Genomic DNA, 15,445 nt, shown 5'->3' on the forward strand with positions numbered 1-15,445 from the left:
ATCCCCCTATTCTTCTGAATATTTTTTTAGTAGTTCTATTTCCTTTTGAAAATTTTCTTTTACATTTTCATCTTTAATAAGTGGAAGATTTGCTTCTATATTTAAAACGCAACCTAAAACCCCTGCATGAACTAAAAATCTAGCTTCTTCTAAATCTGATGAGGCATTTGGATTTGATTTTCCTTTTAATAAAACCCAAGAATTATATACTTCTTTGCAAAGCAGTCCATTTTCTAATGGCACATTAGCTGCACCAATAGCTGCATTTTGTATTGCAAGAGAACGAATTTTTTTCTCTTCATCTGTATCCTTAGGAAGAGCATAGGCATCCTTTATTTTTTTAAAGGATTCAGTGTCTTTTACTGCTCCTTCCAATAATTTCTTAGAAAGTTCCTCTGCTCTATCTGCTATAAATAAATATCCTCTTTCTGAAAGTCCATAGTCTTTTTTAGTAGATAATCTAGATACCATACCAATAAGGCCAGCTGCCATGGCTCCAGCTATTGCGGAAGCTGATCCTCCTCCTACGGTAAAATCCTTTGTATCTAGTATCTTATTTAATACATCAATATAATTCATAAAAATCATCCTTTATATTAAATTTTGTCTACTACAATTTTCCCTCTTTTTATGACCTTCTCCACTACGTTGCCTCCTAATCGGTATATTACATCTTCATAGGTTGAAACATCCCATATTTGAATATCTGCTAATTTTCCAATTTCAAGAGACCCTCTATCATTTTCTAAATTAAGAGCTATTGCTCCACCCAAAGTTGCTGCTCTTAAGGCCTCTGCTGGAGTCATTCCATGTTGCCTACATGCGAGAGCCATGACAAATTGCATTGATTCGTTCCAACAACCTGGACAACAATTGGTTGCTAAAGCCAAAATCATTCCTTCTTCAATCATAGGTCTTGGATTAAAAGGCTTTGGATGCTTAACTGCAAAATCAATTACTGGTAGTAATACACCAGGAATACTGGCCTTAGCTAATTTCTGTAGTACATTTCTTGGAGTATAATTTAAATGATCTGCGGAAATCATCTTCATATCTACAGCTAAGTCAGACCCTCCAATATAAGAGTAAGCATCTGTGTGAATTTTTGACTCCATTCCAAAGTCTCTTGCAACTTTAAGTAGTCTTTCTGATTCTTTAGCTGTAAAGTGTCCATCATCACACCATATATCAGCAAATTTTGCAAGCTTTAACTCCGCTACATTAGGTATCATTTCCTTTAGTAATATATCCATGTACTTTTCTTTAGAAATATCGCTAGGCCATCCATGAGCTCCTAAAAAAGTAGACACTATATCAATAGGTAGGTTATTATCTAAATCTTTATTTACCTTTAACATCCTTATTTCATCTTTCGTAGTAAGACCATAACCACTCTTACTTTCAACGGTGGTAGTACCAGAAGATAACATGTTAATTGCCCTAATCCTAGCTGTATTATAAAGATTTTCATAAGAAGCATCTCTAGTCATTTCTACAGTTACCATAATACCTGTTTTAATTCCCATCTTTTTAAGAACTTCAGCGTCATCGATGGTTAATCGTGCTGCATATTCTTTAACTCTTGATCCTCCAAAAACCAAATGAGTATGACAATCAATAAATCCAGGAGCTACTACTTTATCTTTACCATCTATTATTTTAGCTTCACTGCAATCCACTGCTTTATTTACTTCTTCTTTAGAGCCTACAGCAGCTATTTTTTCTCCTGCCACTGCAATCCACCCATTTTCTATTAATCCAATAAGATCTGAGGCACCTTTTTTGCAAGTTATTAGTTGAGAACAATTAGTAATAACTAAGTCTGCCTTCACTTTACTTGTTGCATTTTCCAATTGAGCTCACCCCCATATATAAAATATGTACCCTCCCCTTATTAGGGAAAGGTACATCTGCATTTAAAATATCAGTCAATTATACTATTGTTATCTCATTGGCATTCCTTCTGGTCCAAAGGTTACTTTGTCTGCTGGTTGCCACCATAGTGGAACTTTAATGCTATCAGTTGTTAATTTTCCCTTACCATTTGCAACATCTCTTGCAATTTCGTATCCTGCTTGAGCATGTCTTATTACACCTATACCTGAGTCAACAGTTAAGGATGCTTCAAGTCTTAGGTCTGCTTCTTCTGTTCCATCAGCAATCATTGTAACTCCTGTATGAACTGCTTCTCCCATGGAATAGTTTGCTTGTATTGCTATAAGATCACATCCTGCTGCACAGTTTAGTAATCCATTTAGGTATGGCCAGTCAGAGATTAAATCTCCTCCGTCCTTCATGTTTTCTGATTCGAAGGTTGGGTTAACAATTGAACCTGAGTCTAAGTTATCTCTTGAGAATCCTACTGGCCCTTTAATTTCTCCCTTTTTAATAAGATCGTTTACAGCAAGGCCAAATCTCTTTCTTTGTCCGAACCCCATGTAGCAAATTCTTGCTGGAAGTCCTTCTATTGGTAAGTTCTTTCTTGCAAGTTTTATCCATCTTTCTACAAGTGGGTCTCCAGCACATATTTCCAGTGCAAGATCATCAAGTCTCTTAAGATCTTCTGGATCTCCTGATAGACATGTCCATCTAAATGGTCCTCTTCCTTCACAGAATAATGGTCTAATGTATTCAGATACGAATCCTGGTATTATAAAAGCTTCTTCTTTAGGCATTCCTGCGTCACGACACTCTTTTCTTATACTTGTTCCATATTCAAATACTTCAACGCCTTTCTTAAAGAATGCATTCATTACTGCCAATTGTTTTTTCATAGTCTCTCTAGCTTTTTCTAAATAAAGCTCTCGATTTTCTGCTCTAAATTTATCTGCTTCTTCTCCAGTATATCCAGATGGTATATAGGAAATTGGGTCATGACATGGGCACATTTCACTGATAATATCAGGCATAAATCCTTTATCATATGCTTCTTGGAATACATCTGCTGCGTTACCAACTACTGCAATTGATAATGGTTCTTTCTTAGCTATTGCTTCTTTTGTAAGTGCAATAGCTTCATCTAGTGAATAAACCTTCATATCTAGATAGTTCTTTTCTATACGTCTATCAATTACTCTTTCATCAGCATCTACTATTATTGCAACTCCACCGTGCATTTTCATTGCCCAGCTTTGATTTCCACCCATTCCACCTGCTCCTGCAGTCATATAAACTCTTCCTGTTAAGTCGTTATTATATCTCTTAATTGCTATTGCTGATAATGTTTCAAAGGTTCCTTGTATAACTCCCTGAGTTCCTATGTATTCCCATGGAGCAGCTGTGTATTGTGCAAACATAGTTAAGTTCTTGTCCTGAAGATCATAGAAGGTTGGCCAGTCAGCTTTCATAATATTTGTAGTTGCCATTACTACTCTAGGTGCTAATTTATGTGTTTTGAATATTGCCACTGGCATACCTGATTGAACAACTAAAGTTTCGTCATTTTCTAATTCTTTAAGAGACTTAACAATAGCGTGATATGACTCCCAGTTTCTAGCGCACTTACCGTTACCACCATAAATAACAAGTAGTTCTGGAATTTCTGCATTTTCCATATTGTTTTCAAGCATTCTTAATATGGATTCTTGCTTCCATCCCTTACATCTCAAAGTTGAACCTCTCTGAGCTTTAACTGAATATAGTATTTCTGGCTTTTCCATAAACATTTCCCCCTTAAGTTTAATTTTTATTTTTTAATTATCTATATTATTAGCAATTGTCGTGCCAATGGAAAAACCCTCTATAATCCTTATATTTTTACGAAATCCTAAGAACTTATGCATAAATTTTATGCACCATTTTTAAAATCCTTTAAAAATTAGCAACAAAAAATTTTGCTACTGCATAAAATTTATGCAGTAGCAATTTTTTTTATTATCTACCTTTTTATATTCAATTTCTTTATTCTATACTCTAGGCTTTGACGTATAATGCCTAAATCTTTTGCAGTTTTAGTCAAGTTCCACGAATTCTTATTTAAACTATCTATAATTAATCTTCTCTCAATAGTTCTAAGTGTCTCTGGCAAAGTACTTTCTTGGCTTTCTGACATTTTAATGGTTGTACCCTTTGAGATTACATTTTTTATATATCTAGGAATATCATCAATATTAAGTTCCCTTTTGTTTTCTCTCGTTCTAACCATCATATTTTCAACAAAATGCTCCAGTTCTCTAATATTACCTGGCCAATTATAACTTAATATAATCTCTCTAAGCTCTTTTGAAAAAGTCTCTATGTTTTTATTTAGCATATCGTTATATTTTTTAATAAAGAATTCCCCTATACATATTATATCCTCTTTTCTTTCTCTAAGGGATGGTAGGTATATACAATGTCCTGAAATTCTATAAAAAAGATCTTGTCTCATCCTCTCTTCTTCAATAAGTTTTTGAGGATCTTCATTTATTGCACTAATTACACGGCATTGTATTGGAATTACATTAGAACTTCCTACTCTTCGAACCACTTTTTCCTGCAACACTCTCAAAAGTTTAGATTGCATTGAAATAGGCATCGAATTAAGCTCATCTAAAAAAAGGGTCCCTCTTCTTGCATCCTCGAATAAACCACTTTGTGTTACAGCTCCTGTATAAGCTCCTTTAACAGTACCAAAAAGTATACTTTCTAGTAAATTTTCAGGGATTGCAGCACAATTTATAGCAATAAAAGGCTCATCTTTATTTTTACCAAAATTATGTATACTTTGTGCAAATACCTCTTTCCCAGTACCTGTCTCACCTACTATGAGTATTGTATTACTTAATAACGATACGGTTTGGGATTCTTTTATAACATTTTTGGTAGCTTCACTATCCCCCACTATATCAGCAAAAGTATATGTAGTACCATTACTTTGATATTTTTGCTCCTTTTTTTCGCCCTTACTAAACAATTGCCTTTTCAATTCAATAGTCTCCGAAAGTAAACTTTGAAGGCTTGTCTCATTTTTACTAATAGAATACACTGCTATAGCTTCTCCGTCTTTTATTATAGGATATGTACTATATGATAAATATTTTGGGATTGCATTTTTATATGCATGGGCTTTATATTTTTCAATTATAGGCTCTCTAGTTTTATATACCCTTCTATGCTCGGCCAGCTCTGGGTTATACTCTGGATTGTAATCATAGGCTTCCCATAGATATTTGCCCACTACTTCTTCTGAAGATAATTCCTCTAGGGCTTCTTGCGCTTTGTTATATAACATGACTTTTCCATAGTGATCGCTTAGTATAACTCCGTCACTTATTGACTCAATAATTTTTTCTAAACAATATATCTTTATATCCTTATTGTTAAAGTCAGTTAACTCATCTATATAAATTATATAAATTTTTTCTTCTTTAATATATGAAGCTTTAAACTTATAAATATTTTCTTCAGAGGATTTAAAGGTTTTATAACAACCTATAATGTCCCTTAAATTTACTGGTAGTAAATTTGAAAACTTTTTATTTATTATATTTCTACTCCCACAAATACTTTCCACAACACCATTAGACCACAAAACTTCTTCATCTTCATTAAGTATAGCTATACCCATAATATATTCAGCTAATAGCTTACCAAGTATCTTATAATCCATGTTATTTCCCCCAATCATATATTTGTGAATGATAGTTTTTAATATCACACTTTAACTATTCAATATATACTGAATATTATCACACTTCAAAACCATTGTATATATTAACAGCTTTCAAGGAGACTGTAATTTAATTTGTACCCAATAAATCAAAAAGGAATAATATAGTAATAGTAAAACTTAAGTAAAGGAGCATTTAAATGTTTGAATCTATATTATTAGTATTGGCTTTATCTTTAGATGGATTTGTAGCTAGTATTGCCTATGGTGCAAATAAAATAAAGATACCTTATAAATCTATAATTATTATTAATATGGTTTGTTCATCTTTTCTAGCAACATCTCTTTTCTTAGGATGCCTAGTTAAGAGAATAATATCACCCAATGTAACCTCTCGTATTAGTTTTCTAGCTTTAATGCTATTAGGTATATATTACTTATTTGAAGGCATTATTAAGAATTATTTAGATAAAAACTGGAATAAAAAACTAAGAGTAAATTTATTTAATCTTAAAATTATAGTGGATATATATGTGGATGAAACAAAAGCAGATTTCAACAATTCAAAGGACCTTAGCTCAAAAGAAGCTTTGTATCTTGCAACAGCCCTTTCCTTAGATTCCTTAGCTGTAGGCTTTGGGAGTAGTCTTGGTAATATCAACTATGTACAAGTGATAGTATTTTCTTTGATTTTAGGAATGGTTGCCATACCTTCAGGACTCTTTTTAGGAAAAAAGTTTGCACAGAAATCTAAGGTTAATTTGTCTTGGTTGTCGGGAACACTTTTAATAGTTTTATCTGTCTTAAAATTAATTTAAAAAACTACTCTGGAGCTTATTGGCTTTCAGAGTAGTTTTTTGATATTATAATTAATACTTGTATATAATAAGTTATACTATTTATTTTAAAAGGTGGTAAAAATGAATTACATTATCTTTGATTTAGAGTTTAACCAATATTATAATTTCAAAGAAGGACAAAATGATGAGGCAAACCCCAAATGCCCTTTCGAAATAATTCAAATTGGAGCAGTAAAACTGGATACAAATCTTAACACAATTTCAACCTTTAATAAAATAGTTAGACCTGAACTCTATACTAGAATTCATCCTTATGTAAAAGAAATTACTAATATAACAATGGAACAACTAAGTACTGGGGTATCTTTTAAGGAGACGTATAAAGAATTTATTCAGTTTATAGATGCTAAAAGTATTTTTTGCATTTGGGGTATGGCTGACATAAAAGAATTTCTTAGAAATGCAGAGTATTATAAATTAGAAACTTCATCAATTCCCAAGAAATATATAAACGTTCAACAATATGCTTCTAAATATTTTAATTTTCCACGTGGAAGTAATATTGGCTTGAGTAAAGCTGTAACTTTATTAAACATTCAAAGTAATGCTTTGTTTCACGACGCTTTCAATGATGCTTACTATACAGCAGAGGTTTTTAAAAAAATTTATAATAATGAAATGAAACCTAAAATATATAACAATATTATAGGAAGGTATTCAGATAGAAATAGTTCCTCTAAAGGAACCATAGATACCTTTAACCTAATAAAACAATTTGAAAAAATGTTTAAAAGAGAAATGACTGAAGAGGAAATATCTATCATTAAATTAGCCTACATAATGGGAAAGACAGGTCAATTTTTTAAAGAACAGAAGACAGATACTAACGTATAGATATAAAAAATCCCTCTATGAGGGATTTTTTTAAACTTAAACTACATATCGCATTGTTCTATTTCAATGGAATAAGTTCCGCAACTTTCACATACTATTATCATTAAAACATAACTATTATCAACTTTTCCCTCTCTTAAGAGTTGTGTAAAGTTTGTATGTTCAAATTCCTTAGATATATTACTTATTACATATTCATTGTTTTTAGTAAAAATATAAAAACTATACTCTAAAAATCTAAAATGCTTAAGCTTTTCTGCTATTCCATTTTTACATTCCATGCAAGGCTCTTTATAATAGGATAAGTCAAATTCTACTTTGTTGCTTTCATTTAAAAGTCTCCTAATTTTGCCTAAATCTATGCCTGTAATTTCATTTTCTTCATCATCTAAGAATATAAAATCACAATTTTCACTTGAAAGATTATATTCCTTGTCTTTAAATATAAATTTATAATTGTCCATAACCCATCTCCTTAAAATTTTACTTTTGATTCTTCATATCTTCTAAAATATTTTCTATAGTGTGTAAACACCTAGCTCCTTTGCAAGCTCCAGTGCCAGCCCCTGTAACTTTCTTTATTTCCTCTACAGTAGTTGCCCCAGATTTTATTGCCTTTTTTATAGTAGCTCTATTTATATTATTACACACACATACTTTTTTTAGTTTATCCATAATTTCTTCACTTATATTATTTTCCATCTCATACCTCCATGTCAATTAAATATAATATTATATCTTCTAATGCAACATTGCAATATTTAGGTTTTAATATATCAATTTTGTTTTTTAGCTTGCTCTTAATAGTATCTATATATTCTAAGGTAAAAGGCAAAGATTTTTCTACTAAATCTATATATTCCTTAGAATAAAAATCTCTATTATTAACAATAGCAAAAAGTATCATGATTATACAATTGTTTTTTATTAGATTTTTCAGTTCTTGAGTATTATCTCCTCTAAAACACTTTGCATCCTCTACTACTTTTATAGTAAGGTTTATTAACTTATTAGTAATTACATCCAAGTAATATTTTCCAGCCAATTGCGACATTAAAGTCATATGACTATTTTTCAAATCATCTTTTACATCTTGGAGATCGTCGCAAAGCTGAAGCAAGAATCCATATCCATAGGCAAATATTTCTTCATCTTTAGTCAGCATACCATTAATAAGATAGCCATCTACTAAAACAGAAGCTCCTCCTTTTTCAATAGATATACCTAGTATATCCTTTTCATATGGAATACTTACTGTCTCTTGTTGACTTAAACTTTTTATTTGGCCTGCATGTATAAGCAATAGTTTTTCATACACCTTTTTATATTCTTCCCTCTTAAATATTGCTTCAATACACTCTATTAATTTATAAACCTTTTCCTCATGTGAATTAACACCTATAATAGGTTCACCTTTTAATCTTCTTGATAATCTTATATTGAAATCTTTCTTATGTTCCATACTGACTGAAGGATCATCTAAATAATTGTCAGTGTAAGGATAAAGCATACTATATCCAAAAATGGCCTTAGTAAATTTAATATCAGCCCCTATAATCTTTTGAAAAATAGCTATTATCCACACATTTCTCATAGCTTGACCTATATCTTCATAATCGATATCATTATCAAATTCTCTGCATTCTTTTATAAAGTCTTTAGTTGCTTTAAAGAATTTTTTCTTCATTTGATAATCTATTATTCCAATTTTAAAAGTATCTTCCTTTAAGATAGCTCTTTCAATATATTCATTCCCCTTCCTTTTCCACTCCTCACGTTTTTCTATTTCCAAAGGAAAGCTCTCTATATGATTTATTATATCATCAATAAATGTATTAAATTTTGTTTCTATTAAAATTTTTTCTATATAAGTGTTAGCTTTCCTATGTAATTTAAATTCTGTACTAGCCTCCCACCAAATATCTCTATATAAATTAATCATATCTAAAATAAATCCCCTACATAATTATTTTCTTCTTATTTTTATTATATTAGTGTTCACGAAAACTTTCAAAGCTTATATTTCTAAACTGATTTTTTTAAAACCCTATGAAAAAACAGACTGTAATTTTACTAACCTTTTTTAAAATTTTATTCTATTACTACCATTTTTGAGTTTTAAATTTTTTATAAATTTCTTCTTAATTGGAAAGGATAGTGGCAATCCCCAAAAACAACATAATAAGTCCAAAGATTATTATTTATTTTGCTAGTTCTAAATATAATGATGATTTCTAAAGCCGCTAATGCATAAACGCTTCCCGTTTCTGAACTGCTAAATAATAATTGTAAGCTAAATACATAGATACTCCGCCACCTGTAGACCATCCTACTGTAATGGCATTTTTAATTTGGAGTTTTTCGCAAAAATCATTTACATCCTCACTAAAATCCTTTAATGAATCCCAACATTTTGATGAGGTCATATTGCCGTTAATTAATAAAATCGTTTCCTCACCAAAGCCTGTCTCCCTATATCCGCTAACCTCTCAATTGCTAATCTCTACTGTCTTAATATCATACTGTTGTATCATTTTATTACACCTCTCCCCTAAGTAATTATCAATAATATTACCTATATATATTATTATCAAAATATTCCAGACTCAATTAAAAAAGTTATTTGTCACCAAAATTAGTTTAGTGACAAATAACTTTATTTTATGTCTATAATAATTATTTCACTCCTGCTTCCAATTCTTATTGGAGGACCCCAGGTTCCATACCCAGATGAAACTACAACTTGAAGATTATCTTTTTTCAAATATCCATGATCTATTTCAAATAATCTACCTGTAATAAAATTAAAGGGCCACATTTGAGCTCTATGGGTATGGCCTGAAAAATGCAAATCTATACCCATCTCTTCACTTTCTATTATTGAGGTTGGTGTATGGTCGATTACTATTTTAAACTTAGATTTATCTAAGTCTTTTACAATGTCCTCTAAGCTAGGTCTTTCTCCTTTAAACCTCTTTATGGATACATCATCTCTCCCTATTACGTAAAAGCTATTTTCTACAAGAAAAGCTTCATTTCTAAGAACATGAACTCCAGCTTTCTTTAGTTCTTCAGTAATCACATCTCCATGACCTCCCATGAAATCATGATTTCCTAAAGCTGCATAGGTTCCATATTTTGATTTAATCTTAGAAAATTCTAAGGCCATATTCTTATCAACAAAGGGTTTAATGTCGCTATCAACTATGTCTCCAGCAATAATAACTAAGTCTGGATTAAGCTCATTAATTTCTTCCACCATTCTCGCAAGCCTCTTGTTTTCAATTAAGTTTCCAAGGTGAATATCAGAAATCATAGCTATATTCAAGGAAGGGACATTTTTGTTGTTCTTTGATACGTTAAATGCGTTTACGTAAGAATTACTCCCATTATATGTACCGTATATTCCTACAAACATGAAAAAAATAATTACTAGACTTATTACAATATAATTTAGAGCAGTGGAGTTAGCCCCAAAGGCCCATTTTAAAAAATGTATAATCGGAAATAATATCAATGAATAGCCTAAAGCTACCATCCAATATACTCCTACTAAATAAAGTATATTATTAATAGTACTTGGCATGAACCTAGATAGTAGCATTGAAATAATATAAGAAAAAGCAATTATCCAAAATATAGGCCAAAACACTTTAGGGCTCAATGTAAGTATTGTATTTACCCCTTTAAATATACTAGCACCAACGTAAAAGTTAGCCATAAAGTATATAAATAAAAATGCTAAAATTATGAGTAAAATTTTATAATTCACAACTGCTATCTCCTTTAAATATTTCTAAATCTACTATTTTAAATAATATCAATGAAGAAGTCATTTGTATTATTCCACCGATTACTATGGTAGTAGAACTCCCCCAAAAATCGGACATCACTCCAGCAGCATAGGCAGCTATAGGTATAAGTATCCATGTAATAAATCTGCTTGTAGCTTGAACCCTTCCTAAAAGATATTTAGGTGTTACAGATTGTCTGATGGTTGTTACGCAAGGATTAATCAAGGACACTGCAAAGGTACCTAATGCATTACTCAATACTAACATCATATAGCTTCTTGCAATTCCAAAGATTACAATTGAACTACCTCCCAAAAGCATACCAAGAATTATAATCTTTATATGAGAAATATATTTTATTAAATGATTGGTAAGCAGTGATCCTAGTATGGCACCTACACCACCTATAGATAACAATACTCCAACTTCACTTGCATTTAAACCAACTATACTCCTAAGGTAAAAAAACATAACGGTTAAAAACAATGTGGTTCCAAGTGACGAAAAAATTAGCGCAGTATTAGTATATAATAAGCTAGGTGTTTTAAACACAAAATTGAAGCCCATTTTTAAATCTTCTTTTAAATATTTTAAGTGCCTAGCTTTTTTATCTATTGATTCTTCTGAAATCTCTGTAAATAAAACCGCTACTAAAGTACCTAAAAAACTTACTCCATTAATAATTAAAGCGTATCCTGGGTTAAAAGCTGAAATTATCAGTCCTCCTATAGAAGGCCCTATTAATATTCCCATGTTATAAATTCCTGAATCCAAAGAATTTACATAATGCAAGTCATCCTCTTTAGCTAATAAAGGAATAACAGAAAACTTAGCTGAATTATAAATTTGTGATAAAAACCCTGAAATTATAGTTATTAAATATATATACGGTAGCTCTAATTTCTCCCATAGATAAAAAAAACCCATGGAGCAGACCAATATGCTTTCTAGGGCATCGCATACTAATAAAAGCTTCTTTTTATTAAATCTATCTACCCAAACCCCTGAAATGGGCTGAAACATATTAGGAATTTTACCTATTGCAGTAATAGTAGCCATTTGTGTTATTGATCCTGTGATGTTATAAACTATCCAAGGTATTGCAATAATATAAATCTGATCTCCTATGAATGAAATTAAGTTTCCCACCATTAATTTATAGATAGAAGCAAGCCTTGAAAAATGATTTTTATTAACCATATATGATTATCTTTCTAAATAGCTTTTAAGCTCAGATTCTATCATAAAAAGAAATTCTTTATTCAAGTGATATTTAGATTCTTCAACTTTTACAAGTTTTGTCCCTCTTAACATACTTAAATGATGATGAATAGTTGACTTTGCAAGGTTTAATTTATCCGTTAGCTCCTGTAAAGTTTTATCTCCTTCATAGAGAAATTTTACAATTCTAAGTCTAGCTTCATCTCCAAGAGCTTTATAGCTTTGTATCAAAGCAAGGTCTGGAACATACGCATCTTTAACACTATGTATACTTTCATCGCTTACAGGGTAGTAAAATATTTTCGTATTTATATCATCAGCTTCAACAATCCAAGGTCTATAAATATACTGGGGAATAAGTAAAACACTAGATATAGTTGGTTCTGGCAAATATACTCTTCCCCCAGTAACCCATTCAACAAATTTTTCAGGAGTGAGGCTTTTAAGCATTCCACCTTTACTTTCAATGTCTCTTTTTAAAATTGATAGTATGTATTCTTCATCTGGTTTAATTACAGCCTCATACCATCCCCTCATTAGTTTCACTAAATGCTCTTTAAGTTCATAAAAGGTCACACTATAAATGAATTCTATGTAACTTGGAAAAAACTTATTATTTGATGAGGCTTTGATTAACTGAAGCTTAGCTAATTCATCTCCACAAGAGGCCTTTTTTCTACTTTCTTCATTTGCTAATCCTAAAAAGGGGATTGAATAAAACCTTAGCTCCTCTTCTTTTAAATTTTCAATGTAGTCCGTAAAGTGATCTAAGTTTTTAAAATCCTTTATACATAACAATTGAAGCAAGGTTTTCCATGTGTTATTTTTTCTACTATACATCAGTTCTTCTTTAATATCTGGACTTAACTTTCCTATGGTAGTCTTCCAATACTCTGCTGACCTTTCAAGAGTGTGATGCAGCTCATCGTAGGTAGATGCTGCTATTCCTAAGGCACACTCCCACAAAATAGAGTATTTCATATGGACCTCGTAAGTTATTTTTGTACTGGAACTAATATTAAGTACCTTCATAAAACCCATCCTTTCACTGTTTATTCTATCATTATCGAATAACAGATTCAATATTTATCGAATAGATTTTATAAAATTAAATTTAATAGTATATATCGGAAAATTCTAATTCAATTGCTCTACTTATATTTTTTTCATAATTAATTGGTTCTTCCATAGTTGCAGCAATTTCTAAGCATTCTTTTTCAATGGGAAATGATATAGAGATTTCTGTTCCATAATCAACTTTACTCCTAAGTCTTATATTCCACCCTTGCAGCTCTACAAGAGACTTTACAAGGGATAAACCTATGCCAGTTCCTTCATTATCTCGCGATAAACTCTTGTCCACTTTCTGAAACCTACTAAATATTTTACTTTGCATATCCTCTGGTATCCCTACGCCATTATCTTTTATATTAATTGTCACAATATCATCATTACTCCATATTGAAACATATATGTTTCCACTTTCCTTACCATATTTAAACGCATTAGATAGTACATTAAGCATGATTCTTTCTATTAAATTTTTGTCGCATCTTACATATATCTCTTCTTCTTCTGTATCAAATATTAAACTTATATTTTTTCTTTCTACATAACTAACAACGGACAAGGTAATATCTTCAACAATAGCCACTATATTTTCTATGTTCATTATAGGATTAAAAAAATCTGTTTCTATTTTTGTTATATCAATTAAGTTATTAATAAGCCTTATAAGTCTTAGGCAATTCTGATCGATTATTTTATTATACTTGCCAATTGATTCTTTATCTAACTTATGTAAGTAATTGTTTTGTAATTGGACAGCGGAATAAATAACATTAATTGGAGTTTTTAATTCATGAGAAATGTTTGCAAAAAAATTGCTCTTTATTTCTTCTTCTTTTTTCTTTTCTCTTAGTAACTCCTTTGTCTTCTCTGCATTTTTTCTATCTGTAATGTTTCTTATGGCAACAATTAAATATTCTCTATCTTCTCCATTCATAGCTAAAGAGGATGTCTCGGCAAATATTTTGTTACCTTCATTTATAAACTCATACTCTACTGGATTTAATAAAATACTTTTATCCTTTTCATTAAGTCTCTTATATAACAAATCGTGATATTTACTATGTATAAACTTACTAATACTAGAATTAATTATATCTTTATTATCTTTTATTTGGAGCATTTCGCAAAATCTTTTGTTGCCAAATTTTATTTTATCTTCATCTAAAACCACTATTCCATCAGGTATAAAGTTCATCAATCTTTTGTAATATTTATTGCTTTTTTCTAATTCTACGGTCTTTTTATTTAACTTTTGAAAAAGCATATCATAAGGATTAATTATTAAATTTATCAATAACACCTTAAAAAAATAATAATAGGATAAGAATTTTAAAATATGCCCAAAAAAATCAGCTATACTATATACATCTATATATAAATTGAAAGTCAATTCACTTAATACTTCTAATAAAAGTGCAGTAATAAATAACTTTTTATTACCTTTAGTTATTTCATCTTCAGATTTTATGTATAAAAAAATAACTATAAACAATCCAATGGATATTATATATTCACTTACTATTTTAAAATTAGTCAATCCATATCCTTCAACAAAGCATTTAGGGAAAAAATCAAAGACAAGAATTCCTAATAATATAAAAATTGTACATATTGTATTCAATATTACTAAGCTTTTAATGTTAAATTTTTTATTGATATATTTTACTGATAGCATAAGCACTATGCATTCATAATATCTTGCGCTTACGTATAATTGGATTGGTGTATTTGTATCTGTTAAAATAATTCCTAAACCTTTATAGGTAAAAATGTGAAAAATATCTATTAAGCTTATAAAGCCGTAACATATACCTAAAAAAGTTAAGTTACTATTTTCTGATACCTTTATTGTAGCAAATACTATAATCATAAGAGTTAATCCAAAAATAACTGTACTTAGTTCAATAATACTATGAAATAATAGGTAGTTAATCCTGCTTATAAAATAAGTCAAAATGCATATTGATAAAAGTATTAATGGCTCCTTAAATTTACTATAGTAAATTTTTATATAATCCATATTATCCTCCCCTTTTAATAATATTTTACCATTTTCAACATGCTAAATTATACAT

14 protein-coding genes are annotated in these 15,445 nt (G+C 30.3%); 2 read left to right on the forward strand and 12 right to left on the reverse strand.

Annotated elements, in window-relative coordinates:
- Window positions 1-6: 6 nt before the first annotated feature.
- From ABDZ69_RS09630 to ABDZ69_RS09645, 4 genes are all read right to left on the reverse strand, one after another.
- The gene (locus tag ABDZ69_RS09630; RefSeq protein ID WP_343769128.1) at window positions 7-579 is read right to left on the reverse strand and encodes a cyclodeaminase/cyclohydrolase family protein; all 573 of its coding nucleotides are present in this window, start codon (window positions 577-579) and stop codon (window positions 7-9) included.
- Window positions 580-596: 17 nt separating this feature from the next.
- Window positions 597-1,853 carry an imidazolonepropionase gene (gene hutI / locus ABDZ69_RS09635; RefSeq protein WP_343769129.1) on the reverse strand — a complete coding sequence of 419 codons (1,257 nt, stop codon included), beginning with the start codon at window positions 1,851-1,853 and terminating at the stop codon, window positions 597-599.
- Between the two features lie 90 nt (window positions 1,854-1,943).
- The gene (locus ABDZ69_RS09640; RefSeq protein ID WP_343769131.1) at window positions 1,944-3,659 is read right to left on the reverse strand and encodes an N-tau-methylurocanate hydratase; all 1,716 of its coding nucleotides are present in this window, start codon (window positions 3,657-3,659) and stop codon (window positions 1,944-1,946) included.
- 218 nt (window positions 3,660-3,877) lie between these two features.
- Window positions 3,878-5,590: a sigma-54 interaction domain-containing protein gene (locus tag ABDZ69_RS09645; protein ID WP_343769133.1), complete on the reverse strand. Its 1,713-nt coding sequence runs from the start codon at window positions 5,588-5,590 to the stop codon at window positions 3,878-3,880.
- Window positions 5,591-5,790: 200 nt separating this feature from the next.
- On the opposite strand from ABDZ69_RS09645, the gene ytaF reads away from it, so the two are divergent.
- Both ytaF and ABDZ69_RS09655 read left to right on the forward strand, forming a co-directional pair.
- The gene (gene ytaF / locus ABDZ69_RS09650) at window positions 5,791-6,408 is read left to right on the forward strand and encodes a sporulation membrane protein YtaF (RefSeq protein ID WP_343769135.1); all 618 of its coding nucleotides are present in this window, start codon (window positions 5,791-5,793) and stop codon (window positions 6,406-6,408) included.
- 102 nt (window positions 6,409-6,510) lie between these two features.
- The gene (locus ABDZ69_RS09655; RefSeq protein ID WP_343769136.1) at window positions 6,511-7,284 is read left to right on the forward strand and encodes a 3'-5' exonuclease; all 774 of its coding nucleotides are present in this window, start codon (window positions 6,511-6,513) and stop codon (window positions 7,282-7,284) included.
- A 41-nt stretch (window positions 7,285-7,325) separates the two neighbouring features.
- Here the strand turns inward: ABDZ69_RS09655 and ABDZ69_RS09660 are convergent, their stop codons facing one another.
- The 8 genes from ABDZ69_RS09660 to ABDZ69_RS09695 form a co-directional block, all read right to left on the reverse strand.
- Complete coding sequence (locus ABDZ69_RS09660; RefSeq protein ID WP_343769138.1) at window positions 7,326-7,748, reverse strand: DUF3785 family protein; 423 nt, start codon at window positions 7,746-7,748, stop codon at window positions 7,326-7,328.
- A gap of 19 nt (window positions 7,749-7,767) precedes the next feature.
- A complete protein-coding gene (locus ABDZ69_RS09665) occupies window positions 7,768-7,986 on the reverse strand; it encodes a (2Fe-2S)-binding protein (protein ID WP_343769140.1) in 219 nt (72 codons plus the stop codon).
- Window position 7,987: 1 nt separating this feature from the next.
- Entirely contained in the window at window positions 7,988-9,226 is a 1,239-nt protein-coding gene (locus ABDZ69_RS09670) for a hypothetical protein (RefSeq protein ID WP_343769142.1), read from the reverse strand.
- A 301-nt stretch (window positions 9,227-9,527) separates the two neighbouring features.
- Window positions 9,528-9,710, reverse strand: coding sequence for an alpha/beta fold hydrolase (locus ABDZ69_RS09675; RefSeq protein WP_343769143.1), 183 nt, complete (start codon window positions 9,708-9,710; stop codon window positions 9,528-9,530).
- Window positions 9,711-9,940: 230 nt separating this feature from the next.
- A complete protein-coding gene (locus ABDZ69_RS09680) occupies window positions 9,941-11,056 on the reverse strand; it encodes a metallophosphoesterase (RefSeq protein WP_343769145.1) in 1,116 nt (371 codons plus the stop codon).
- Window positions 11,046-12,278 carry an MFS transporter gene (locus ABDZ69_RS09685; protein WP_343769147.1) on the reverse strand — a complete coding sequence of 411 codons (1,233 nt, stop codon included), beginning with the start codon at window positions 12,276-12,278 and terminating at the stop codon, window positions 11,046-11,048. Before ABDZ69_RS09685 ends, ABDZ69_RS09680 begins: the two co-directional genes overlap by 11 nt.
- Window positions 12,279-12,284: 6 nt before the next feature.
- Window positions 12,285-13,331: an ArsR/SmtB family transcription factor gene (locus tag ABDZ69_RS09690; protein WP_343769149.1), complete on the reverse strand. Its 1,047-nt coding sequence runs from the start codon at window positions 13,329-13,331 to the stop codon at window positions 12,285-12,287.
- A gap of 82 nt (window positions 13,332-13,413) precedes the next feature.
- Entirely contained in the window at window positions 13,414-15,390 is a 1,977-nt protein-coding gene (locus tag ABDZ69_RS09695) for a sensor histidine kinase (protein ID WP_343769150.1), read from the reverse strand.
- Window positions 15,391-15,445 lie beyond the last annotated feature (55 nt).

It is taken from the genome of Clostridium malenominatum, from assembly GCF_039521365.1.
Lineage (GTDB): Bacteria > Bacillota > Clostridia > Clostridiales > Clostridiaceae > Clostridium_AW > Clostridium_AW malenominatum.